The 23,158-nt window shown below is 70.0% G+C and carries 16 protein-coding genes; 9 read left to right on the top strand and 7 right to left on the bottom strand.

Annotated features, from left to right (window positions below; genetic code table 11):
- Nucleotides 1–98: 98 nt before the first annotated feature.
- From ACEN9N_RS01800 to ACEN9N_RS01785, 4 genes are read right to left on the bottom strand one after another with little or no spacing between them, the layout of a single operon-like run.
- On the bottom strand, nucleotides 99–1,136 hold the full coding sequence (locus ACEN9N_RS01800; protein ID WP_478179495.1) for an ABC transporter ATP-binding protein: 1,038 nt from the start codon (nucleotides 1,134–1,136) through the stop codon (nucleotides 99–101).
- Nucleotides 1,136–1,975 (bottom strand): ABC transporter permease, encoded by an 840-nt coding sequence (locus ACEN9N_RS01795; protein ID WP_007837472.1) that lies wholly within the window; start codon nucleotides 1,973–1,975, stop codon nucleotides 1,136–1,138. Before ACEN9N_RS01795 ends, ACEN9N_RS01800 begins: the two co-directional genes overlap by 1 nt.
- A gap of 3 nt (nucleotides 1,976–1,978) precedes the next feature.
- Nucleotides 1,979–2,920, bottom strand: a complete 942-nt coding sequence (locus ACEN9N_RS01790; RefSeq protein ID WP_056586187.1) for an ABC transporter permease — start codon at nucleotides 2,918–2,920, stop codon at nucleotides 1,979–1,981.
- Nucleotides 2,921–2,951: 31 nt separating this feature from the next.
- Entirely contained in the window at nucleotides 2,952–4,529 is a 1,578-nt protein-coding gene (locus ACEN9N_RS01785) for an ABC transporter substrate-binding protein (protein ID WP_495655244.1), read from the bottom strand.
- A gap of 191 nt (nucleotides 4,530–4,720) precedes the next feature.
- Here ACEN9N_RS01785 and ACEN9N_RS01780 point away from each other — a divergent pair, with 191 nt between their 5' ends.
- Nucleotides 4,721–5,110 (top strand): RidA family protein, encoded by a 390-nt coding sequence (locus ACEN9N_RS01780; RefSeq protein ID WP_007837475.1) that lies wholly within the window; start codon nucleotides 4,721–4,723, stop codon nucleotides 5,108–5,110.
- Nucleotides 5,111–5,127: 17 nt separating this feature from the next.
- On the opposite strand, the gene ACEN9N_RS01775 is transcribed toward ACEN9N_RS01780, so the two are convergent.
- From ACEN9N_RS01775 to ACEN9N_RS01765, 3 genes are all read right to left on the bottom strand, one after another.
- Nucleotides 5,128–5,724: an ATP-dependent Clp protease proteolytic subunit gene (locus ACEN9N_RS01775; RefSeq protein ID WP_495655243.1), complete on the bottom strand. Its 597-nt coding sequence runs from the start codon at nucleotides 5,722–5,724 to the stop codon at nucleotides 5,128–5,130.
- Nucleotides 5,725–5,836: 112 nt separating this feature from the next.
- Nucleotides 5,837–6,598: a lipoprotein-releasing ABC transporter ATP-binding protein LolD gene (lolD, locus tag ACEN9N_RS01770; RefSeq protein WP_007837479.1), complete on the bottom strand. Its 762-nt coding sequence runs from the start codon at nucleotides 6,596–6,598 to the stop codon at nucleotides 5,837–5,839.
- Nucleotides 6,591–7,847: a lipoprotein-releasing ABC transporter permease subunit gene (locus ACEN9N_RS01765; RefSeq protein WP_413313782.1), complete on the bottom strand. Its 1,257-nt coding sequence runs from the start codon at nucleotides 7,845–7,847 to the stop codon at nucleotides 6,591–6,593. The genes lolD and ACEN9N_RS01765 overlap by 8 nt, the downstream gene beginning before the upstream one ends.
- 142 nt (nucleotides 7,848–7,989) lie before the next feature.
- Here ACEN9N_RS01765 and ACEN9N_RS01760 point away from each other — a divergent pair, with 142 nt between their 5' ends.
- From ACEN9N_RS01760 to ACEN9N_RS01725, 8 genes are all read left to right on the top strand, one after another.
- On the top strand, nucleotides 7,990–8,952 hold the full coding sequence (locus tag ACEN9N_RS01760) for a hypothetical protein (protein ID WP_495655242.1): 963 nt from the start codon (nucleotides 7,990–7,992) through the stop codon (nucleotides 8,950–8,952).
- Entirely contained in the window at nucleotides 8,949–10,760 is a 1,812-nt protein-coding gene (gene recJ, locus ACEN9N_RS01755; RefSeq protein ID WP_495655241.1) for a single-stranded-DNA-specific exonuclease RecJ, read from the top strand. Before ACEN9N_RS01760 ends, recJ begins: the two co-directional genes overlap by 4 nt.
- Nucleotides 10,761–10,892: 132 nt before the next feature.
- Nucleotides 10,893–11,702: an SDR family NAD(P)-dependent oxidoreductase gene (locus ACEN9N_RS01750; RefSeq protein ID WP_413313785.1), complete on the top strand. Its 810-nt coding sequence runs from the start codon at nucleotides 10,893–10,895 to the stop codon at nucleotides 11,700–11,702.
- Between the two features lie 187 nt (nucleotides 11,703–11,889).
- On the top strand, nucleotides 11,890–16,038 hold the full coding sequence (locus tag ACEN9N_RS01745) for a WGR and DUF4132 domain-containing protein (RefSeq protein WP_495655240.1): 4,149 nt from the start codon (nucleotides 11,890–11,892) through the stop codon (nucleotides 16,036–16,038).
- A gap of 123 nt (nucleotides 16,039–16,161) precedes the next feature.
- Nucleotides 16,162–17,298, top strand: a complete 1,137-nt coding sequence (locus tag ACEN9N_RS01740; RefSeq protein WP_413313787.1) for an ATP-binding protein — start codon at nucleotides 16,162–16,164, stop codon at nucleotides 17,296–17,298.
- A gap of 144 nt (nucleotides 17,299–17,442) precedes the next feature.
- Nucleotides 17,443–19,881, top strand: coding sequence for a DUF5682 family protein (locus tag ACEN9N_RS01735; RefSeq protein ID WP_495655239.1), 2,439 nt, complete (start codon nucleotides 17,443–17,445; stop codon nucleotides 19,879–19,881).
- The gene (locus ACEN9N_RS01730) at nucleotides 19,878–21,002 is read left to right on the top strand and encodes a VWA domain-containing protein (protein ID WP_495655238.1); all 1,125 of its coding nucleotides are present in this window, start codon (nucleotides 19,878–19,880) and stop codon (nucleotides 21,000–21,002) included. Before ACEN9N_RS01735 ends, ACEN9N_RS01730 begins: the two co-directional genes overlap by 4 nt.
- Nucleotides 20,999–23,158 (top strand): YehQ family protein, encoded by a 2,160-nt coding sequence (locus ACEN9N_RS01725; RefSeq protein ID WP_495655237.1) that lies wholly within the window; start codon nucleotides 20,999–21,001, stop codon nucleotides 23,156–23,158. The genes ACEN9N_RS01730 and ACEN9N_RS01725 overlap by 4 nt, the downstream gene beginning before the upstream one ends.

Raw genomic sequence — 23,158 nt, 5'->3', positions numbered from 1 at the left:
CGGCACTGGATGAAGCACTGCGCCGAACAAACGCCGCTTGCCCCCATCCCAGCCTTCCCCCGGAAGGGGAAGGAGCAACACGCCAGGCAGTGCGCTTCTCATGCGACCCTCTTCAGGGGTTGCGCTGGCTGCACGCGGATGCAGCGGGCCTGGCGGCCGTGGTGTGTTTCGATCAACGGCGGCATTGCGCTGCGGCATTCGGGCAGCGCGAGGTCGCAGCGCGGCTCGAAGGCGCAGCCGGGCGGCGGCGCGAGTGAGCTCGACACCTGCCCGCGAATCGCGAACAGCCGCTTCGGCTTGGGCTGCCCCGGCAGCCGCGCCTTGCCCGGCAGGCAGGCCAGCAGGCCCTGCGTGTACGGATGCTCGGGCTGCGCGAACAGCGGCCGCACGGGCGCGCTCTCGACCACGCGGCCCGCATACAGCACCACCACGTCGTCGGCATGGTGCGCGACCACGCCGAGGTTGTGCGTGATGAACAGGATGCTCATGCCCGTTTCGGCCTGCAGCCGGCGCATGAGTTCGAGGATCTGCGCCTGGATGGTCACGTCGAGCGCGGTGGTGGGCTCGTCGGCGATCAGCAGCGTCGGGTCGCAGGCCATGGCCAGCGCGATCATCACGCGCTGGCGCATGCCGCCCGAAAGCTGGTGCGGGTACTCGTGGATGCGCTGCGCTGCGGCCGGGATCTCGACCAATTCGAGCATGCGCAGCGCATGCGCCAAAGCAGCCTTGCGATCGAGGCCCTTGTGCAGGCGCACGCTCTCGGCGATCTGCTCGCCGATGGTGAACACCGGGTTCAGGCTGGTCATCGGCTCCTGGAAGATCATCGACAGCTGGTTGCCGCGCAGCGACCGCATCTCGCGTTCGCCGATCTGCAGCAGGTCGAGCGTCTTGCCTTCGCGCGTCACGAACGCGGCGCTGCCGCTGACCTGCGCGTTCGCGGTCTTGGGCAGAAGGCGCATCAGCGTGAGGCTGGTCACCGACTTGCCCGAGCCCGATTCGCCGACCAGCGCGGTGGTCTTGCCGGGCTGGATGGAGAAGCTCACGTCGGCCACCGAACGCACGAGGCCGTCTTCGGTGGGGAAGCTGGTGCTCAGGTTGCTGACCGTGAGACGTGGTGTTTGATTGGCGTTCGTCATCACGATGTCTTCTTGAGCTTCGGGTCGAGCAGGTCGCGCACACCGTCGCCCAGCAGTTGCAGCGACAGCGCCGTGAAGATGATCGCAAGCCCCGGGAACAGCACCACCCAGAAGGCCTGGTGCGCGTACTGCTGGCTGCCCGCGACCATCGTGCCCCAGGTCGGAATCTCGGGCGGCACGCCGACGCCGAGGAACGACAGACCCGCTTCGGCCAGGATGGCGTAGGCGAAGATGAACGACACCTGCACCAGGATCGGCGACATCAGGTTCGGCAAGATGTGCCGCCACAGGATGCGCGAGGTGCGCACACCCAGCGCACGCACCGCTTCGACAAACAGCAGTTCGCGCACCACCAGCGTCGAGGCCCGCACCACCCGCGCCACACGCGGCGTGTAGACCAGCACCAGCGCAAGCACCGTGTTGATGAGCGACGGCCCGAGGATCGCCACCAGCGCAATGGCCAGCAGGATGTCGGGAAAGGACATCATCGCGTCGACCACGCGCATCAGCGGCGCGTCGAGCCGGCGGAAGAAGCCGGCCATCAGGCCCAGCACCGTGCCGGCGATAACGGCACCCAGCGCCGTGAGCGCAGCGATGGCCAGCGAGTAGCGCGCGCCGTGCACGATGCGCGAATACAGGTCGCGGCCCAGTTCGTCGGTGCCGAGCAGGTGCTCGGCGCTCGGCGCCTTCAGGCGCTGCAGCACCGCCGTGTCGTTGGGATCGATGGAGGCGAACAGCGGAGCGCCGATCGCCAGGATGGCGATCACCAGCAGCACCAGAGCGGAAACCATCACGATGCGGCGATGCATCAGCTGGCGGAGCATTCGAGGCATGCGCATCGCTCAGACCTTCACGCGCGGATCGACCACTGCGTACAGCAGGTCGATCGAGAAATTGATGAGCACATAGATCGCGGCGATCACGAGCAATGCACCTTGAATGACGGGGTAGTCGCGCCGCAGCACGGCGCTGACCACCAGGTTGCCCACGCCGGGCAGGCCGAACACGGTCTCGGTGATGACGGCGCCGCCGATCATCAGCGCGACCGTGAGGCCGATCACCGTGACGATGGGCACCAGCGCATTGCGCAGCGCATGCTTGAGCACCACCGTGCTTTCGCTCAGGCCCTTGGAGCGCGCCGTGCGCACATAGTCTTCGCCGAGCACGTCGAGCATCGAGGCGCGCGTGAAGCGGATGATGAGCGCCGAGTTCAAGAGGCCCAGCACCGTGGCCGGCAGCACCAGCGCGTGCAGCCGCTCGGCCAGCGCCGCATCGGGCGCGCCGTAGCCCGACACCGGGAACCAGCCGAACGACACCGCGAAGATCTGGATCAGCACGATGCCCAGCCAGAAACTCGGAATGCTCGCGCCCAGCATCGCGATGCCGGTGAACAGCTGGTCGACCACGCGCCCGCGGAACACGGCCGAGACGATGCCGCAGGGCACGCCGATCAGCGCGGCGATGGCCACGGCCATCAGCGCGAGCAGCGTGGTGGGTTCGGAGCGCTCCCACAGCGCCTGCGTCACGGGACGCTGCAGGAAGATCGAGGTGCCGAGATTGCCCTGCAGCACCTCGCGCAGCCAGTAGCCGAACTGCACGGGCAGCGGCTTGTCGAGGCCGTACTCCTTCTGCACGCGGGCGATGTCGGCCGCGGTGGCCTGGTCGCCCAGCAGCACCGAGACCGGGTCGCCCGATGCGGCGCGCGTGAGCACGAAGACGAGCACGGCCACGATGGCGAGCACGACGAGCATGCCTGCGGCGCGGGAAGCGATGTAGCGGATCATGGGGCGGTTATTGCTTCAACGGCCTCGTTACTTACTTGATCCGGGCATTCCAGAAGAACGGCCAGGTCGCGGGCTGGTAGTTGTCCAGCGCCGGGCTCTTTGCCGACAGGCCGTTGAACTTGCCGACGTTGATGTACGGCACCTCGTCGTAGACCACCTGCTGCACCTTGCCCCACAGTGCGCCGCGCTTGGCAGGGTCGCTCTCGACGTTGAAGGCCTGCAGTGCCGTCTTCTTGGCGGGCGTGTCCCACCAGCCGGGTGCGCCGTCGCCGAGCTGCGGCGGCGAGAGCATCGGCTCGGGGAACTGGCCCGAATGCGTGACGTAGATGTCCCACAGCTTGGGGTCGTTGCGGCGCTGCACCAGCGTGGCCCAGTCGACCACGTTCAGGTCGACCTTGAAGCCGGCACGCTTGAGCTGCTCAGCCATCAGCAGCGCCATGTTGTAGTGGAAGTCGTACTGGCGGCTGGTGAGCACGCGGATCGGCTCGCCCTTGTAGCCAGCCTTGGCCGCGGCCTCCTTCGCCTTGGCGGCGTTGCGCTGGTTGTACTGGTCGGCACCGGCCGCCGAATAGAACGGCGAGCCCTTCGGGAAATGGTTGCCTTCGGCCACGAAGAAGCGCGTGTCGCCGAAGCCGGCCGCGAGCATCTCGCCTTCGCCGAGCGCGGTCTGGATCGCCTGGCGCACCGGCTGGCTGGCGGCCACGCCTTCCTTGGTGTTGAGCACGAGGTACGGGAAGCCGAACGAGGGCGTCATGATCGGCACCGTCTTGCCGCCCGACTTCTCCAGGCGCGGCAGTGCTTCCACCGGCAGCAGGTCGGCAAAGTCGTACTGGCCGGCCAGCGCGCCTTCGACACGCGTGCTGGCGTTGGGCACGGGCACGAAGCGCAGCTCCTCGATCGCCGCTTCGCGCTTGCCGCCGTAACCGCTCGCCGGTTCCTTGCGCGCGCTGTACTTGTCGAAGCGCGTGAGCAGCACGAACTGGTCGGGGCGGCGTTCCTTGAACTTGTAGGGGCCGGTGCCGACGAAGTCCTTCAGCGGCGAGGCGATGGAATCCTTGGCCATGATCGCGGCCATGCCGCTGGGCAGCGCGAGCTGCGACAGCAGCGGTGCATAAGGCTCCTTCAGCACGACTTCGACCGCCAGCGGGCCCTTGGCCTTGAGGCTGGCGACCTCCTTGCCCACGGCCTTGCCGCGCGGCGACTGGTCCATCCAGCGCTGCAGGCTGGCCACCACATCGTCAGCCGTGAGTTCGTGGCCGTTGTGCAGCATCACGCCCTTGCGCAGGGTGATGGCGTAGGTCTTGCCGTCGGCCGAGATCTTCGGCATGCCTTCGGCCAGCATCGGCACCACGTTCCACTTGGCGTCGAAGGTGTAGAGCGTCTCGTACACGTGCTGCATGATGGTTCCGACCAGGTCGGCCGTGGAGGCCATCGGGTCGAGCGTCTGCGGCTCGGCCACCATCGCCAGCGTGGCGAAGTTGCGCGGGCCCTGGGCGTGGACCTGCTGATGGGGCAGCGCGGCGCACAGCATCGCGAGCAGGGAAGCTCCCAGCAGGCTGCGCTTCGACAGCTTGGGCAGGCGCTGGACAACAGGACCGACGTGGGGCATGGGGAACTCCTTCATGGGGCGTGCGAGTTTTTGAAAGAAAATTTCTCTTCGGCCTGGACTTTGAAGCAGTATTCATGCCAAATCATCCGTGTTAACCCTCGATCAAGGGTTATTCTGAAAGAGATTTTCAGATTGAGCGCGATACTCGCGACTCTCCTTCCTTCACTACCCTTCACCTCTCAGGAGTCTCCATGCCCCTCGAATACCTCGGCGCCCCGCCCGTCGCGTCCGACCGCCAGGCCCGCCCCTTCTCCCCGGCCGTGCGCGCCGGCGACTTCATCTACGTGTCGGGCCAGGTACCGGCGAACAAGGATGGTGAGATCGTGGTGGGCGGCATCGAGGCGCAGACGCGCCAGGTGATGGAAAACCTCAAGACCGTGCTCGCGCTGGCCGGCGCCACGCTCGACGACGTGTGCAAGAGCACTGTCTGGCTGCAGGACGCGCGCGACTTTGGTGCCTTCAACCGCATCTACATGGGCTACTTCGGCGAGAACAAGCCGGCGCGCTCGACCACCGAGGCGCGGCTGATGGTCGACGCCAAGGTCGAGATCGACGTGGTGGCCTACAAGCCGAAGGCCTGAGGACGCGGGAGCGGACTTCAGCCCTTCAACTCGGTCTTGCGCTGGATGATGCGCGAGACCAGGCCGTACTCCACGGCCTCCGCAGCCGACAGCCAGCGGTCGCGCTCGATGTCGGCCAGCACCACGTCGATGGGCTTGCCGGTCTCGCGCGCGATCTCGTGCGCGATGCGCTGGCGGGCCTTGATGATTTCCTGCGCCTGGATTGCGATGTCCGTCGCCTGCCCGCCCGCGCCGCCGCTGGGCTGGTGGATCAGGAAGCGCGTGTTGGGCAGGCACACGCGGCGCTCGCGCGGCACGGCCAGGAACAGGTGCGTGGCCGCGCTGCCGACCCAGCCGGTGCCGATCATGTTCACCGGCGCGCTGATGAAACGCACGATGTCGTGGATGGCATCGCCCGACTCCAGGTGCCCGCCGGGCGAACTCACGAGGATGTCGATGGGCTTGTCGGCGCTGTCGGCATCGAGCGCAATGAGCCGGCGCGTCACATCGGCGGCCACCGAATCGGTGACGGTGCCGAAGATCAGCAGCGTGCGCGACTTGAAGGCCTTCTCCTCCAGGTAGGAGTTGCGCGGCTCGGCGGTGGCCGCGGGCTTGGTGTCGTCTTCGGATTCCATTGAGAACATGGGCAGCATGAAGCAGGCTCCTGTGGTTTTGGACTGTCGGGCTGTCTTGACGGACAAGCCCCAGTTTCGCGGCATTGGGCCGGTCGTGCCAGGCCGGCCCGAATCACCCCGCCAGCCGCCCCGCCACCAACTGCAGCACCCGGTCGCAGCGCTTCGCCAGGTCCTGGTCGTGCGTGACCATCACGAACGCCGTGCGATGCCGGTGCGCGAGGTCGAGCATGAGCGCGAACACCGTGTCCGCCGTGCTGCGGTCGAGGTTGCCGGTGGGCTCGTCGGCCAGCACGCAGGCCGGCTGCGTGACCAGCGCACGCGCGATCGCCACGCGCTGGCGCTCTCCGCCCGACAGCTCGGCCGGACGGTGATGCAAACGCTGGCCCAGGCCCACGCTTTCGAGAATCTTCGCCGCCGACTGCGCGGCCGCATGCGGCTCCACGCGGCGGATCTTCAGCGGCATGGCCACGTTGTCGAGCGCGCTGAACTCGGGCAGCAGGTGATGGAACTGGTAGACGAAGCCCAGGTGCTGGTTGCGCAGCCGCCCCTGCTCGGCCGCGTCGGCGTGCGCGATGTCCTTGCCGAGCAGCTCGACCTTGCCCGTCGTGGGCGCATCGAGCCCGCCCATCAGGTGCAGCAGCGTGCTCTTGCCGGAGCCCGATGCGCCGACGATGGCCAGTGTTTCGCCGGCGTGCACGTCGAGGTCCACGCCGTGCAGCACGGTCAGGTCCAGCCTGCCCTCGTGGAACCGCTTGGTGAGGCCGCGGGCCTTCAGAACGACACTGTTGGCGCCGGACCGCCCCAAGCCAATAGCGGCCCCCTCGGAGGGCAGCGAGGTCACGACAGTGCCGAGCGTGGGGGTCAGTTCACTCATAGCGCAGCGCCTCGGCCGGGTTCACGCGGCTGGCGCGCCAGCTCGGGTACAGCGTGGCGACGAAGGCCAGCACCAGGGAAATGATCGCGATCGGCACGATGTCGCTTTGCTGCGGATCGCTCGGCATCTTGCTGATCAGGTAGATGTCCTTCGGCAGGAAGCTCGCATGGAACAGCTGCTCCAGGAAGGGCACGATCACGTCGATGTTGTAGGCGATGCCCAGGCCCAGCAGCAGGCCGGCCACGGTGCCGATCACGCCCACCATCGCGCCCTGCACCACGAAGATGCCCATGATGCTGCGCGGCGAACTGCCCAGCGTGCGCAGGATGGCGATGTCGGCGCGCTTGTCGGTCACGGTCATCACCAGCGTGGACACCAGGTTGAAGGCCGCCACCGCCACGATCAGCGTGAGGATGATGAACATCATGCGTTTTTCGACCTGCACGGCCGCGAACCAGGTCTTGTTCTGGCGCGTCCAGTCGCGGATGAGGAACTCGCCCGGCAGCGTCACGGCCAGCTGGTCGGCCACGTCGCGTGCCTCGTTGAGGTTCTTGAGCTTCAGGCGGATGCCGGTCGGCCCTTCGAGGCGGAACACCTTGGCCGCGTCCTGCTCGTGGACCATGGCGAGCGCCGAGTCGTATTCGTAGTGGCCCGAGTCGAAGGTGCCGACCACGGTGAACTGCTTGAGCCGCGGCACCACGCCCGCCGGCGTGACCTGCCCGCCCGGCGCCACCAGCGTGACCTGGTCGCCCGGCTGCACGAAGAGCGAGCGCGCCAGCTCGGCGCCGAGCACGATGCCGAATTCGCCCGGCACCAGCTTGTCGAAGGTGCCCTTGGAGGCGATGCCGTTGATGTCGGTGACTTCGGGCTCGAGCTTGGGATCGATGCCGCGCACGATGGTGCCCTTCATGTCCTCGCCGCGCGCAATGAGCGCCTGCGTGTTGATGAAGGGCGCTGCGCCGACCACCTCGGGGTTCTTGCGGGCAGCGGCCGTGATCGTGTCGAGGCTCTGCAGCGCCTGGCCGTCGCGCGAGAAGATCTCGATGTGCGACACCACGCCGAGCATGCGGTCGCGCACTTCCTTCTGGAAGCCGTTCATCACACTGAGCACAATGATCAGCGCCGCCACGCCCAGCGCGATGCCGAGCATCGAGACACCGGAGATGAAGGAGATGAAGCCGTTGCGCCGCGTCGCCCGGCCTGCGCGCGTGTAGCGCCAGCCGAGCTGCAGTTCATAGGGAAGTCGCATCAAATTCCCCGCCGAGCCGCCTCAAGGGGAATTTGCCCACCCTCGGGGGGCAGCGAATACACGAAGTGAGGAGCGAGGGGGTAGGTCATCGGCGGAATTGTGGCATCCCGGATTCCCTTGGGGCTTCCCGGACAATAGGGAGATGGCCGAAACCCTCCCACGTCACCTGTTGATTCCCTTTGCCGGCCGCGGTTCCCCTGCATGCCGCGCTGCGCTGCCCACCTTGCGGCTCCCCAATCTCGAAACCTTGCTGACGCGGCTCACGCTTACCGATACCGACACGCAGGACGAAAGCACGCGCTCGCCTCCGCACGAACGCGCGCTGGCCCGGGCAGCGGGCATCGCCGCGGCCGACGGCTGCATTCCCTGGGCTGCGCTCGAAGCGCGGCAACTGGGCATCGCCGCGCCCAACGACCATGATGGCTGGGGCCTCGTCACGCTGTGCAACTGGCAGGTCGGCATCGACGACGTGGTGCTGGGCGATCCGTCCGCCATCGAGATCGACGCCGCCGAATCGGCCGCGCTGCTGCAAGCCGCGCGCCCCTTCTTCGAGGAAGACGGCATCGCGCTGCACCCCTCCCCCGTACCCGGCCGATGGCTGGCACGCGCCCCCATCTTCGACGGCCTGGCCACTGCCTCCCTCGACCGCGCAGTAGGCTACCCGATCTCGCAGTGGTCGCCGCTCGGCGACTCGGCACGGCCGCTGCGCCGGCTGCAGAACGAAATGCAGATGCTGCTGTACACCCAGCGCGTGAACGACGACCGCGCCGCACGCGGCGTGCCGCCGATCAACTCCTTCTGGCTCAGCGGCACCGGCGCACTGAAGCACGAGGTTGCGCCCGCAGCCGTGCCGGCAGTGAGCGATGCACTGCGCGAAACCGCCCTGCGCGACGACGGCATGGGCTGGGCTGCCGCCTGGCATGCGCTGGACGCCGGCCCGGTCGCCTCGCTGCTGGCCGGCTACACGGGTGGCGCCGAGGTGTCCCTCACGCTGTGCGGCGACCGCGCGGCGCAGCGCTACACCGTGCAGCCGCGCGGCCTGGCTGGCTGGGCCAGGAGCCTGTTCGACCGCAAGCGCGCATCGGTCGTGCTGGAGTCGCTATGAAAATCATCGCCAGGGAGATCCCGCCACGCACCGTCTGGGCGCTGGAGCAAGCCGGCGTGCACCCGCTGCTCGCGCGGCTGTTCGCCGCCCGCGGCGTGCGTGCCAAGGAAGAACTCGATGACGGCCTCGCGCGCCTGCTGGCGCCCGACACGCTGCGCGGCACGCACGAGGCCGCGGTGCTGCTGGCAGACGCCATCGCGCAGGACAAGCGCCTGTGCATCGTCGCCGACTACGACTGCGACGGCGCCACCGCCTGCGCGGTCGGCGTGCGCGGCCTGCGCCTGCTGGGCGCGAAGCACGTGAGCTACCTCGTGCCCGACCGCGTGGTCGACGGCTACGGGCTCACGCCGCCCATCGCCGAGCGCGTGGCCGACAGCGGCGCCGACATGCTGATCACCGTCGACAACGGCATCGCCAGCGTCGAAGGCGTGGTCGCCGCCAAGGTGCGCGGCCTGCAGGTGCTGGTGACCGACCACCACCTGCCCGGCCCCGAGCTGCCGTCGGCCGACGTGCTGGTGAATCCGAACCAGCCTGGCTGCGAATTCGAGAGCAAGAGCATTGCTGGTGTCGGCGTGATGTTCTACGTGCTGCTCGCGCTGCGCTCCGAGCTGCGCAGGCGTGGTGTGTTCGACACGCCTGCGCCCGCCGCCGGGCCGCCCCAAGGCGGGCCAGCCTCCCCCTCGGGGGGTGGCGAGGCACACGAAGTGGCAAGCCGGGGGGCAGGCAAACCGCAACCCAAGCTCGACGCGCTGCTGCCGCTGGTCGCACTCGGCACCGTGGCCGACGTGGTGAAGCTCGACGCCAACAACCGCCGCCTCGTGGCACAGGGCCTGCGCCGCATCCGCGCCGGTGCAATGCCTGCCGGCGTTGCCGCCTTGTTCAAGGCCGCGGGCCGCAATGCCTGCGTCGCCACCACCTTCGACTTCGGCTTCGCACTCGGCCCGCGCATCAACGCCGCCGGCCGGCTGGCCGACATGACGCTGGGCATCGAATGCCTGCTGACCGACGACGCGGGCCGCGCCGAGGAACTCGCGCGCATGCTCGACGGCATCAACCGCGAGCGGCGCGACATCGAGGGCGGCATGCGCGACCAGGCGCTGCTGCTGGCAGAGTCGCTGTTCGCCACCGATGGCGAGGGCATCGAGGCGCCGCCGCCGGCCATCAGCGTGTTCGACGCGGGCTTCCACGAGGGCGTGGTGGGCATCGTGGCCTCGCGCATCAAGGACCGCTTCCACCGCCCGACCTTCGTCTTCGCCGCCAGCGGCGCGCCCGGCAAGGAGCAGGAGCTGAAAGGCTCGGGCCGATCGATTCCGGGCTTCCACCTGCGCGATGCGCTCGACCTCGTGGCCAAGCGCCATCCGGGCGTGCTGCTGCGCTTCGGCGGCCATGCGATGGCGGCCGGCTGCACGGTCGCGCGCGAGCACTTCGAGACCTTCGAGAAAGGCTTCGCGCAGGTCGCCGGCGAATGGCTGGCCGAAGCCGCGCTCACGCGGCAGATCGAGACCGACGGACCGATCTCGCGCGAGTACATGCGCATCGACCTCGTCGACACGCTGCACCGCGAGGTGTGGGGCCAGGGCTTCGCGCCGCCGACCTTCAGCGAAGAGGTGGAGGTGGTGTCGCAGCGGCTGGTGGGCGAGAAGCACCTGTCGCTGAAACTCAGGCACCAGGGCCAGCCGATCGACGCGATCTGGTTCAGCCACACCGAGCCGCTGCCGCCGCGCGTGAAGCTGGCGTTCCGGCTCGATGCCGACGAATGGCAGGGCGTGCGGCGGCTGCGGTTCCTGGTCGAAGGGGCGGAGTTCTAGCGGCTGTCCCTGGAAAAGCCTGCAATCGCATGCCATGGCGGGCGGGCAGTCGGGACGGATTCCTACGCGTGCGGCAAGCCGGCGTTCCTAGGGTGGTCCAAGAAGGTTCATTCACTTCATCAGGAGACCGACATGCAACCCAACGACATCCGCCCCCTTGCCGTGGTGACCGGCGCCTCGTCCGGCATCGGCTTCCAGCTCGCGCTGCTGGCCGCGCGCCGCGGCCACGACCTGCTGATCGGCGCCGACGAGCCGCTGGAACAGGCCGAGACCGAACTGCGCGTGCTCGGCGCCAATGTGGCCGCGGTGCGCGCCGACTTCGCCACCCGCGACGGCGTGGACACACTGCTCGCCGCCACCGAAGGCCGGCCGATCGCGGCACTGTTCGCCAACGCCGGGCACGGGCTGGGCCACGGCTTCCTCGATCAGGACTTCCACGACGTGCAGCACGTCATCAACACCAACATCACCGGCACCATCTACCTCGTGCAGTGCGTGGGCCGCGGCATGCGCGAGGCCGGGCAGGGGCGCATCCTGATCACCGGGTCGATCGCGGGGTTCCAGCCGGGCAGCTTCCAGGCCGTCTACAACGGCAGCAAGGCCTTCATCGACTCGTTCGCCATGGCTCTGCGCAACGAGCTCAAGGGCACCGGCGTCTCGGTCACCTGCCTCATGCCGGGCGTGACCGACACCCACTTCTTCGCGCGCGCCGACATGCTCGACACGCGCGTGGCCCAGCAGAGCGACAAGGCCGACCCGGCGGAGGTGGCGCGGGCCGGCTTCGAGGCGATGATGCGCGGCGAAAGCGGCGTGATCGCGGGATGGCGCAACAAGATGCAGGTGGCGCTGTCGCGCGTGATGCCGGCGCCCAGGCTGGCCGAGCAGCACCGGCGCATCGCCGAGCCCGGCAGCGCGGAGCAGCAGGCCAGGCCCTTCGTCTGATCTTTTCTTCCGGAGCGCGGCGCTCCGGCGGGCGCTGCTGCGGGGCCGCCATCGGCAACCCCGAAGCAGGTGAATATTTTTTTCGTATTCACCGACGCGCGAAGCGAAATCTTCTCGTTGCTCTGGGCCGAGCTTTCACGCCGGCCCCTTATCCTCTGCGGCGAACATACAGGAGGATGTTTTTTCCATGCGCCGCTTTGAACTGATCGAGGGAACCGCCAGCAAATTCTGGGAAGTCGAGCAGGTAGACGCCGAACTCAACATCCGCTGGGGCCGCATCGGCACCGCGGGCCAGAGCCAGACCAAGTCGTTCGCCGACGCCACCAAGGCCGCCGCCGCGCTGACCAAGCTGGTGGCCGAGAAGACGGGCAAGGGCTACGCCGAAGTGGGCGTGGCCGCCGGCACGGCCATCGGCAAGACCGAGGCGAAGCCGAAGGCCGAGACGGCAACGGAAAAGACTGCGGCCCCGCCCGCCGCGAAGGCCGCCGCGAGCGCAGAGGCTGCTGCCCCCACCGAAGGCATCGACAGCCAGGCCGACCGCGTGTTCGAAACCGTGCGCGCTCAGATCGAGACCGGCACGCTGACCTCCAGCGACACGCTCTCCACCGCAACGCTCAAGCGCCAGCATGGCGTGAGCGAGCAAGGTGCGGCGCTCGCCTTCAAGCGGCTTCAGTCCACGGGCCTGCTGTACGGCTGGGGCACCAGCTGCACGCCGGCCAAGAACGCCCAGGCCATCGCCAAGGAGCTGGGCGCCAATGCATCGGCCGCGTCGTCCGTGGCCCTGGCAGCGCCCGCCGCCGAACTGCCGCCCGCGGACGGCGACGCGCCGCCCTGGCTCGCCGCCGGCAAGCCCATCCGGCTGTCGCCCGACATGCAGCGCGCAGCCTTCCCTTCGCGGCGCTTTCCGCCAAAGCCCTTCGACGAACCGCCGAGCCCCGCCGCAGCCTGGCTGCCTGTGCGGCGCAAGCTCGACCTCGACGTCGACACGAGCGCCACCGACGCGGCCTTGCGCGCGGTTGCCCAGCGCGTGATCGACCGCGGCACGCAGCCCACCCCCGCGGCCGACGCCGAGGCCGACACCCTGCTGCTGGCGTTCGCGCTGGGCACCGGCGGCAACTACAACGCGAACGAGATGGGCGAAGTGGTGGTGCACTACCTCGTCAAGCAGTACGGACTGCCGGACACCATCGACATCCTGCTGGCCGCCCAGCAGATCGAAGTGCAGTCCACCTACGACCGGGCGACGAAGAAGCGCCGGTATAGCTTCTGCGCCGCCGTCGCCCGCCAGATGGGCAGCTCCTACTACGGTCCGCTGGGAACGGGCGAACAGGCGCTGCGCGCGCATCTGTCACTGGCCGCCCCCGAGGTCTGGCAGGACTGCCGCGACCGCATTGAGGCCGGCCTTCCCAAGGTTCACCCGGCCCGCCAGCCCGCGCTGGCAATGCTGCTGCCCGACGCCCCCGAAATCTCCAACGCGCTCGTGCACACGCTGGCGGCCGACAAGAACACGCCCGAGACCACGCACTGGCTGCTGCTGACGGCCACCGACCCCGACGCCATCGCGCTGGCCGCGAAGGTCCGCCTGAGCTATTCGAGCGGCTTCTGGGGCAGCGGCTCCATGACGAGCACGCTGGTGCAGGAGCGCGGCGTGGATGCCGTGCCGGTGCTGGAGCGCGGCGCCGCGGACGACCACGCGGGCGACGCGCTGGCCTGCATCGGCACGCCCGAAGCCGTGCTGGCGCTGGCCCGCGTGGCGGGCAGTTCGAAGGGCGCGCTGGCGCGGCTGGCGCTGGCCGTCGACCGCTGGCCGATGGCGGCCATTCCCGCGCTGTCGCGGCTCGTCGCGGCCGGCGGCAAGGACGCCAACCTCGTCACGCCCGGCCTCACGCGGCTGCTGCGCGCGCATGGCGCATCCCTGCCGGCCTTGCGGCCCTGGCTCGATGCGGGTGCACAGGCGGTGATCGACCGGCAGCTGGCGCTCCTGGCCGGCCCCGCCGAGGTGGCCGATGCGAGCGAACTGCCCGGCGTGCTGGCCGCGCCGCCCTGGCTCGCCAAGGTGCAGAAGAAGGCGGCCGGCACACTGGTGCTGGAGCCGCTGGCATTGGCACCGGTGGAGCGATGGGGCGAAGGCAAGCGCGAGAGCGCGCAGCGCGTGAATTCATGGCAAACGGGTCGCCACGACGCCGCGCGCAAGAGCGTCGACGTGCTGCTCAACGAACTGGGCTTCGACAAGGGCAGGCACAGCCTTGTGCCATTCGCCAAGGCCGCCGCCGCGGCCGTTGCGGCCGGCGACGCCGACGCGCTGGTCGCCAGCTGGCGCGAGATGGTGGCCGAGCGCAAGAAGGACCGCTACTACTGGTTCAACTTCCACGCCAGCTTCGTTACGCTGCTGCCGGCGGCGATCGGCGTGCCGTTCTGGAACGCCGTCGCGGGGGAGGCCGAAAGCGACGGCATCGGCCTGATCCTGGCCACCCACGGCCTCGCGGTGCTGCCCGGCCTGGTGGCCATGGTGCGATCCAAGCCCACCGACAACCTCTCGTACGCCCTGAACTACGGCGCCGTCGAGTTGGCCGCGCCGGCCGCGCGCGCCTTCGCCAAGCTCAAGACACTGCGCGCCGAAGGCCGCGAATGGCTGCTGAAGTATCCCGAGCACAGCGCAGCCGGCCTGATCGCGCCGGCGCTCGGCAAGGCCGGCGAGGCGCGCGACTGCGCGGGTTCGGCGCTGCGCCTGCTGCAGGCCAACGGCCACGAGGCACTGCTGCTCGACGTGGCCGGCCGCTACGGCAAGCCCGAAGTGGTGGAAGCGCTGCGCGCCGTGCTCGACGAAAGCCCGCTCGACCGCTTTCCCACCCGGCGCGCGAAGCTGCCCGAGTTCTGGCAGCCGCGCGGTTGGCGCCGGCCCGTGCTGCGAAACGGCAAGGCGCTGCCCGACGACGCGCTCGACCATCTGGGCCAGATGCTGACCTTTCCGACCAACGAGGAAATCTACGGCGGCATCGCCGTGGCCAAGGAGGCCTGCGATCCCGGCTCGCTGGCCGAGTTCGCCTGGGACGCCTTCACCGCCTGGCTCGAAGCCGGCGGCCCCAGCAAGGAAGGCTGGGCGCTCACCACGCTCGGCCTGCTGGGCAACGACGACACCGCGCGCAAGCTCACGCCCTTCATCCGCGCCTGGCCCGGCGAGGCCGCGCATGCGCGCGCCGTGACCGGGCTCGACGTGCTGGCCGCCATCGGCAGCGACGTCGCGCTGATGCTGCTCAACGGCATCGCGCAGAAGGTCAAGTTCAAGGGCCTGCAGGACAAGGCGCGCGAGAAGATCGACGCCATCGCCGAGGCGCGCGGCCTCAGCACCGAGGAACTCGAGGACCGGCTCGCGCCCGACCTCGGCCTCGACGAACAGGGCACCATGCTGCTGGACTTCGGTCCGCGCGCCTTCAAGGTCGGCTTCGACGAGTCGCTCAAGCCTTATGTGCGCGAGACCGGCGCCGACGGCACCGACGGCGCGCGCCTGCCCGACCTGCCCAAGCCCAAGAAGACCGACGACGCCGAACTTGGCAAGGAAGCCGTCGAGCGCTTCAAGCTGCTGAAGAAGGACGTGCGCACCATCGCCAGCCAGCAGCTGCTGCGCCTCGAGGTGGCGATGTGCGCGCGCCGCCGCTGGACGCCCGAGGTGTTCCGCACCTTCCTGGTCGAGCACCCGCTGGTGCGCCACATCGTGCAGCGGCTGATCTGGGGCGTGTACGCGGTGGAAGGCGGTGCCAGCTATGGCGGCACGCTGCAGGCCTGCTTCCGCGTGGCGGAAGACGGCAGCTTCACCACCGCGGAAGACGATCCGTTCGAGCTGCCCGTGGGCGAGAACATCCGCATCGGCGTGCCGCACGCGCTGGAACTGCCGGCCGCCGATGCTGCCGCCTTCGGCCAGGTGTTCGCCGACTACGAGCTGCTGCAGCCCTTCGCGCAGATCGGCCGCGACGTCTACACGCTGTCCGACGAGGAGAAGAAGAGCCTGAAGCTGGAGCGCTGGAAAGACGTCAAGGTGCCCACCGGCCGCGTGCTGGGGCTGGCCAACAAGGGCTGGCGGCGCGGCCAGGCGCAGGACTCGGGCTGCATCTGGTACTTCAGCAAGCCGCTGGGCACGAGCCGCGTGATCGAGCTGAGCCTCGACCCCGGCATCATCGTCGGCATGGTGGACGAATACCCCGAGCAGAAGCTGGGCCAGGTGCAGGTGGGCAAGCCCTCGGGCTGGGGCGACATGCAGGATGCGGAGGCGCTGCACCTGCTCGACCCGATTTCCGCCAGCGAACTCATCCGCGACATGGAAGGCCTGCGGGCGGCATAAGGTACACCCCCAGGCTTCGCGCACTTCGTGTCGCTTCGCCAACCCCCTTGCAGGGGGCAACACCTGCGGCCCGGCAAAGCCGGTTCCGCGGTGTTCCCCGAACTTGACCTGACCGAATCAAAGATGGCCATCAACAACACGACCAAGGACACCGGCACTGCGCCGCAGCAACTGCAGCGCCCGCCGGCCGAGATCCTCTACGCCGAACAGCTCGCACGGCTGCGCGCGCAGGACACCGACCCGCGCCCGCCCGGCTGGGTGCTGGGCCTGAAGGCCGCGCGCTCGTTCATCCTTGGCGATGCGGCGCTCGGCATCGCACCCAAGATCGTCGCGCCCGTGGCCAGCATCGAACGCATGCTCGTCACCCTGGCCACCGGCCGCGGGCTGATGCTGGTGGGCGAGCCGGGCACGGCGAAGTCGATGCTGTCGGAGCTGCTGGCCACGGCCATCTCGGGCGTCTCGACGCTCACCATCCAGGGCGGGGCCTCGATCACCGAGGACCAGATCAAGTACGGCTGGAACTACGCGCTGCTCATCAACGAAGGCCCGAGCCCGCGCGCGATGGTGCCGGCGCCGCTGTACCTCGGCATGCAGCAGGGCCAGGTGGTGCGCTTCGAGGAAATCACCCGCGCGCCGCTGGAGGTGCAGGACTGCCTGCTGGGCATGCTGTCGGACCGCGTGATGGCGGTGCCCGAGCTGTCGGGCGAGCACGGCATGCTCTATGCGCGCGAGGGCTTCAACATCATCGCCACCGCCAACACGCGCGACCGCGGCGTCAACGAGATGAGCGCGGCGCTGAAGCGGCGCTTCGACTTCGAGACGGTGTTCCCCATCCTCGACTTCGACCGCGAGCTGGCGCTGGTGCAGGAATCGTCCACGCGGCTGCTCGCGCAGAGCGGCATTCCGAAGACCGTGCCCGCTCCCGTGCTGGAGCTGCTGGTGTCCACCTTCCGCGACCTGCGCGGCGCACCCGCGAAGGGCGACAACGGCAACGCGGGCGACGCGGCGATGGACCGGCTCACCGCCGTGATGTCCACCGCCGAGGCGGTGAACGTGGCGCATGCGGTCGGCGTGCGCGCATGGTTCCTCGAACAGCGCGAGGGCTCGCCGGCCGACCTGGTCGACTGCATCGCCGGCACGGTGGTGAAGGACAACGCCGACGACCGCGCCAAGCTGCGGCGCTACTTCGAGCAGAAGGCGGCGAAGCGTAGCGGCTCGCACTGGCGCGCGTACTACGACGCCCGCCACCGCCTGCCCTGACATGAGCAAACCCCCAGGCTTCGCGCACTCCGTGTCGCTTCGCCAACCCCCTTGCAGGGGGCAACACCAGCGGCCCGGCAAAGCCGGTTCCGCGGTGTTCCGCGAAGGGCCCTCGCTTCGCTTGGCGCGCCATCGGTGACGAGGATGAGCGAATCGCTTCACATCGTCGGCGTGCGCCACCACAGCCCCGCCTGCGCGCGGCTGGTGGCCGAGCGCATCCGCACGCTGCGCCCCGCGTACGTGCTGATCGAGGGCCCGGCCGACTTCAACGAACGCCTCGACGAGCTGTACCTGCCGCACCGGCTGCCGGTGGCGATCTACAGCTATCTCTCGGGCGATGACACGCACCGCGGTTCGTGGTCGCCCTTTGCCGAGCATTCGCCCGAGTGGCAGGCGCTGCAGGTCGCGCGCGAAGTCGGCGCCGCGGTGCGCTTCATCGACCTGCCGGCCTGGCACGACGCCTTCTCGCGCATGGAGAACCGCTATGCCGACGTGGCCGACCACGAGCACGAGGAACGCGCCGAAGCCTACGAGCGCGCGCTGACGGAGAAGCTCTCGGTGCAGGGCCGTGATGCGCTGTGGGACCACCTGTTCGAGGACGGCTGCGATGCGGCCGAGCTGGCGCAGCGCCTCTCGACCTACTTCGACCACCTGCGCGGCGAAGACCGCGGCTCGCAGGGCAACCAGGCGCGCGAAGCCATGATGGCGCGCTGGATCGCCTGGGCGATGGCGCAGCCGGGCGAACCCGGCCGCGCGCAGGCGCTGGTGGTGTGCGGCGGCTATCACGCGCCCGCGCTGGCGCGGCTGTGGCAAGGCATGCCTGCGGAGCTGCCCGCCACGCCGCAGCCTTCGCTCGAATCCACCGACGAAGAAGACACGCACGACGCCGACACCGCGCTGCGATTCGGCTCCTACCTCGTGCCCTACACCTTCAAGCGCCTCGACGCCTTCGCAGGCTATGCCTCGGGCATGCCCTCCCCCGCCTACTACCAGTGGGTCTGGGACCACGGCCCCGAAGGCGCCGCGCACCGCGCGCTGCAGCACGTGATGCAGCGCCTGCGCGAGAAGAAACTCCCCGCCTCCACCGCCGACCTGATGGCCGTGCACCTGCGCGCGCAGGGCCTCGCGCGCTTGCGCGGCCACGAGAAGCCGCTGCGCTCCGACTGGCTCGACGCACTGGCCGGTGCGCTCGTGAAGGACGCGCTCGACGCGCCGCTGCCCTGGACCTACCGCGGCGCGATCCGCCCCGGCACCGATCCCGTGCTGGTGCAGGCGATGGACGTGCTGGCCGGCGACACCGTCGGACAGTTGGCGCCCGGCACACCGCAGCCGCCGCTGGTGGCCGCGGTGCGGGCCGAACTCGCGGCGCACGGCGTCGTGCTGCGCGGCCAGATCAAGCTCGACCTGCTGCTCGAAGCCGACCGCGCGAAAAGCCGCGTGCTGCACCGCCTGGCTATCCTGCGGCTGCCCGGCGTGCGCCGCACCCAAGGGCCGAAGCTCGCGATGTCGGGCGAGCGCACCGAGCTGTGGTCGCTGAGCGAACCGCTCGAGCAGCAGGCCGCGATGATCGAGGCCGGCGCCTGGGGCGCAAGCCTGCACGACGCAGCGCGCGCCCGGCTCGAAGACGATCTGCGCCAGGCCCACGGCCGCATCGGCCCGCTCGCCGACGGCCTCAACCAGGCCGCGTGGGCGGGGCTGTCGGCGCTCAGCGATGCGCTGCTGCACGAACTGCAGGGCGCCGTTGCCAACGAGCCGCGCTTCGAGGCACTCGGCCCCGCGCTGTCGGTGCTGCACACGCTGCTGCGGCACGGCCAGATGCTGGGCATGGCCGATGCGCCCGTGCTGCGCGTGGTGATCGAGTCGGGCTTCGACCGCGCGCTGTGGCTGCTGGAGCCGCCCGCGGACATCGCACCGGCCGACATGCAGGCCCACCTCGAAGGCCATCTTGCGCTGCGGCGGATCGTGGCCGACGTGCTGGCCCACGCGCAGGACCATGCGCACAACGCGCACGCGCCGTCGCTGCTCGACGTGGAGCCGGCCCGCGCGCTCGCCGTGTGGCAGCGCAAGGCCGCCGACGCCAGCGCCGCTGCGGTGAGCCGCGGCGCGGCGCTCGGTGCCACGCTGAGCCTGGCCGGACGCGCCGCCAACGCGCAAACGCACGACGACCATGGCGTGGCCGAGGCGATGCAACTGCTGCACTCTCTCCCCGCCCCCGTGCTCGGCGATGCGCTCACCGGGCTGCTGGCGCTGGCGCGCGAAGTGCTCGCGTCCGAACCCGCTTTCGTCGCCGGCATGGACCGTACCGTGCAGGCCCTGGACAACGCCGACTTCGTGCGCGCCATGCCCAGCCTGCGCGCCGCCTTCGCCTGGCTGCCGCCGCAGGAACGGGGGCTGCTGGCCGACCAGGTGCTGGCGCTGCACGACGCCACGCACCTCTCGCGCCGCACGCTCACCGCCCACCGTGCGGGAGAGGCTGCACCCGAACAGCTGGCCGAGGCCCGCCGCGTGGAAGACGCGGTGCTCGCGCGCCTCGCGGCCTGGGGCGTGGCGCTCGAAGACACAGAGGAAGCCCTCCGCCCATGAGCCTCGACATTCCCGATCCGCTGCAGCGCTGGCGCCTGCTGCTGGGCGACCCGGCCGAATCGGCCTGCGGCGGCCTGAGCGCCGAGGCGCAGGCCGCCGATGCCGCGCTCGACTGGCTCTACGGCCGCGACTCCGACCACGGGAGCCGCGGCGAACGCAGCGCGGGCCTGGGCCCGTCGGCGCTCAGCACGCCGGACTGGATCAACACCATCCACACGCTCTTTCCGAAGGAAGTGATCGAGCGGCTGGAGCGGGACGCGGTCGAGCGCTACGGCATCGACGAGGTGGTGACCAACCTCGAGGTGCTCGAACGCATCGAGCCCTCCGAATCGCTGCTGCGCGCAGTGCTGCACACCAAGCACCTGATGAACCCCGAGGTGCTCGCGGCCGCGCGCAAGCTGGTGGCCGAGGTGGTGCGCCGCATCATGGAAAAGCTCGCCACCGAAGTGCGCCAGGCCTTCAGCGGCAGCCGCGACCGGCGCCGCCGCTCGCGCATGAAGGTCGCGCGCAACTTCGACTTCAGGCAGACGCTGGCCGCCAACCTGCACCGCTACGACCCGCAGCGCCGCAAGCTCTACGTGGAGCGGCCGGTGTTCATCAGCCGCACGAAGCGGCACGCCGAGCCGTGGGACATCATCCTGCTGATCGACCAGAGCGGCTCGATGGTCGACTCGGTGATCCACAGCGCAGTGATGGCCGCCTGCCTGTGGCAGTTGCCCGGCATGCGCACGCGGCTCGTGGCCTTCGACACGGCAGTGGTCGACCTGACCGCCGACGTGTCCGACCCGGTCGAGCTGCTGATGAAGGTGCAGCTCGGCGGCGGCACCGACATCGCGAAGGCGGTGGCGTATGCGCAGACGCTCGTCGCCAATCCCTCGAAGAGCATCGTGGTGCTGGTGAGCGACTTCTACGAAGGCGGCAGCGAGCACGAGCTGGTGCGCCGCGTGAAGGCGCTGGTCGAGTCCGGCGCGAAGGTGCTGGGCCTGGCGGCGCTCGACTCCAAGGCCGAACCCAACTACGACCGCGAGATGGCCGCGCGGCTGGTGCGCGAAGGCGCGCAGATCGGCGCGATGACGCCGGGCCAGCTGGCCGGCTGGCTGGCCGAGAAGGTGCAGGGATGAGCGGCGCCACGGCATGGCGGGCCGACCTGCTGGAACTGACGCCCGAGGCGCTGACGGCGCTGGCCAACGCGGGCTTCGTGAAGCGCGCGCAGAAGGACGTGGCGGCCGGCCTGCTGCCGAAGCTGGAGACCGGCGCCGACGGCGTGGTGCAGGCGCAGTTCGACGACGGCGTGCGCACCAGCCTGCCGCCGGGGCGCACGCTGCGCGATGCGCAGTGCAGCTGCCCCGCCAGCGGCATGTGCCGGCATCGGGTGATGCTGGTGCTGGCCTACCAGGCGCAGGCAGTGTCGGCGCAGGCGGATGCGCCCCGCGACGCGGAAGAAACCGCCGCCGAGCCGGACGGCGCATGGAGCCCCGCGCAGTTCGACGATGCTGCACTGGCCGCCAGCCTCGCGCCCTCCGTGCTCGAACAGGCGAACAAGCTCGCCGCCGCGCGTCCGGTGGTCGGCGTGCAGGCCTGGCGCAGCGCCAGTGCGCCGCCGGTGGCGCGGCTGCCGATGTGCAGCGTGCGCTTCTTCTCGCGCAGCTCGCTGGTTCATGCGCGCTGCGATTGCAAGCAGGGCAGCGGCTGCGCGCACGTGGTGATCGCGGTGTGGGCATTCCGGCAGGCCGGACCGCTGGCGCCCGGTTCGGCGGAGGTGCTGCTCGAGGTGTCGCCGCCCGCTTCGGCAGGCGCGACCGCCTCGGACCCGGTGCCGCAACCGGCGGCGATGCAGGGCGAAGCCGCCGTTGCGCTGCGTGCGCAGATCGACACCCTGCTGCTGTCGCTCTGGCTCGACGGTTCGAGCCAGCCGCTGATGGCGCTCGCGGCCCGCTTCGAGGCCGTGCGCGACCAGGCGCGCGCGCTGGCCTGGAGCTGGGTGGACGATGCGCTCGACGAACTCTGGCAACTGCTGCAGGCCCAGCACGCGCGCAGCAGCCGCTTCGAGCCGCTGCGGCTGGTGCGTGTACTGACCGAGCTGTGGGCGCGATTGCAGGCGGCGGCGCACGCCGCGCGGCCACAGGCGCGACCCGCGCTGCCGGCCAGCCGGATCCTCGGCATCGGCGTCAAGGGCGAGGTCGCGCTCGATCACCTGCGGCTGGTGTCGCTCGGGGCCGAGCTCTGGTCCGACGACGCCGCCGAGGGCGCGAGCGTCCTGTTCGCGGACCCCGACACGCAGAACGTGACCGTGCTGGAGCGCCAGTGGTCGCGCGCGGCCGATGCCGCCGCGGGCGGCACCGCGCAGGCCCTGATGAACCGGCGCGTCGCGGGCTTTCCGCTGCGGCAACTGGCGAGCGGGCAGGTCATCACCAAGACCGCGACACGGCGCGCCAACGGGCTCGTCGACATCACGGCCGGCGCGCGGCAGACGGGCGTGCTGCCGCTGTCGCCCAAGTCGTGGGACGACCTCGTCGCACCACTGCGGCAGGACAGCGTGGCCGCGCTGGTGGCACATCTGCGCGAGGCAGCTCCCGACTTCGTGCGGCCGCGGCAGGCCGCGGGCGGCGCGTCGGCGGGTGCGTCGGGGCAGCTGCATGTGGTGGCGTTCGAACGCATGGAGGTGGTGTCGTGCCACTGGGATGCGGCGGCGCAGGTGCTTCATGCGCGGCTGAAGCAGGCAGCACCGGAAGGGTCGGACGAAGCCCCGGCCGAAGACGACAACAACGAACGAGACTGGCTGCACCTGGCCTTGCCGCATCGCGCGGTCGCGCCCGGCGCGGTCGATGCGCTGGCCCGCGCGCTTGCCGGCGAATACGGCCCGCTGCGCGCCGTGGCCGGCACCGTGCATCTGCAGGGCGATCGGGCGGTGATGCAGCCGCTGAGCCTGCTGACGGCGCAACGCGCCGTGGTGCTCCAGGTCGAGGCAGTGGCGCCACAGCCGCTGGGCCTTCGCAGCGATGCCGAGGACGTGCCCGCCTTGAACGCGCTGGCTGGCGACACGCTGGAACTGCTGGCGCTGTGGCTGCGCCAGGGCCTGCGCCATCAAGGCGGCGGCGCGCTGTCGCGAGCGCAGGCGCAGGTGCTGCGGCTGAAGCAGGCCGGTCTGGCGCGAAGTGCGGGCTTGCTGGAGGCCGTGCTCGAGAACCTGCGGTCGGCGCAACGGCCGGCGCTGGTGGCGCAACTGGCGATGCTGGGTCTGCTGATGCAGGGTGTGGCGCAATCGGCCTCGGCATGA

The organism is Variovorax sp. Varisp46 (assembly GCF_059491885.1).
The sequence above is the reverse complement of the archived record's forward strand: the minus strand, read 5'-3'. Positions and strand labels throughout refer to the sequence as shown.

What these genes read in the sequence shown, in the direction of transcription:
- ACEN9N_RS01800 (WP_478179495.1), bottom strand. Translation starts at nt 1,136, where the DNA reads ATGACGAACGCCAATCAAACACCACGTCTCACGGTCAGCAACCTGAGC.
- ACEN9N_RS01795 (WP_007837472.1), bottom strand. Translation starts at nt 1,975, where the DNA reads ATGCGCATGCCTCGAATGCTCCGCCAGCTGATGCATCGCCGCATCGTG.
- ACEN9N_RS01790 (WP_056586187.1), bottom strand. Translation starts at nt 2,920, where the DNA reads ATGATCCGCTACATCGCTTCCCGCGCCGCAGGCATGCTCGTCGTGCTC.
- ACEN9N_RS01785 (WP_495655244.1), bottom strand. Translation starts at nt 4,529, where the DNA reads ATGCCCCACGTCGGTCCTGTTGTCCAGCGCCTGCCCAAGCTGTCGAAG.
- ACEN9N_RS01780 (WP_007837475.1), top strand. Translation starts at nt 4,721, where the DNA reads ATGCCCCTCGAATACCTCGGCGCCCCGCCCGTCGCGTCCGACCGCCAG.
- ACEN9N_RS01775 (WP_495655243.1), bottom strand. Translation starts at nt 5,724, where the DNA reads ATGGAATCCGAAGACGACACCAAGCCCGCGGCCACCGCCGAGCCGCGC.
- lolD (WP_007837479.1), bottom strand. Translation starts at nt 6,598, where the DNA reads ATGAGTGAACTGACCCCCACGCTCGGCACTGTCGTGACCTCGCTGCCC.
- ACEN9N_RS01765 (WP_413313782.1), bottom strand. Translation starts at nt 7,847, where the DNA reads ATGCGACTTCCCTATGAACTGCAGCTCGGCTGGCGCTACACGCGCGCA.
- ACEN9N_RS01760 (WP_495655242.1), top strand. Translation starts at nt 7,990, where the DNA reads ATGGCCGAAACCCTCCCACGTCACCTGTTGATTCCCTTTGCCGGCCGC.
- recJ (WP_495655241.1), top strand. Translation starts at nt 8,949, where the DNA reads ATGAAAATCATCGCCAGGGAGATCCCGCCACGCACCGTCTGGGCGCTG.
- ACEN9N_RS01750 (WP_413313785.1), top strand. Translation starts at nt 10,893, where the DNA reads ATGCAACCCAACGACATCCGCCCCCTTGCCGTGGTGACCGGCGCCTCG.
- ACEN9N_RS01745 (WP_495655240.1), top strand. Translation starts at nt 11,890, where the DNA reads ATGCGCCGCTTTGAACTGATCGAGGGAACCGCCAGCAAATTCTGGGAA.
- ACEN9N_RS01740 (WP_413313787.1), top strand. Translation starts at nt 16,162, where the DNA reads ATGGCCATCAACAACACGACCAAGGACACCGGCACTGCGCCGCAGCAA.
- ACEN9N_RS01735 (WP_495655239.1), top strand. Translation starts at nt 17,443, where the DNA reads ATGAGCGAATCGCTTCACATCGTCGGCGTGCGCCACCACAGCCCCGCC.
- ACEN9N_RS01730 (WP_495655238.1), top strand. Translation starts at nt 19,878, where the DNA reads ATGAGCCTCGACATTCCCGATCCGCTGCAGCGCTGGCGCCTGCTGCTG.
- ACEN9N_RS01725 (WP_495655237.1), top strand. Translation starts at nt 20,999, where the DNA reads ATGAGCGGCGCCACGGCATGGCGGGCCGACCTGCTGGAACTGACGCCC.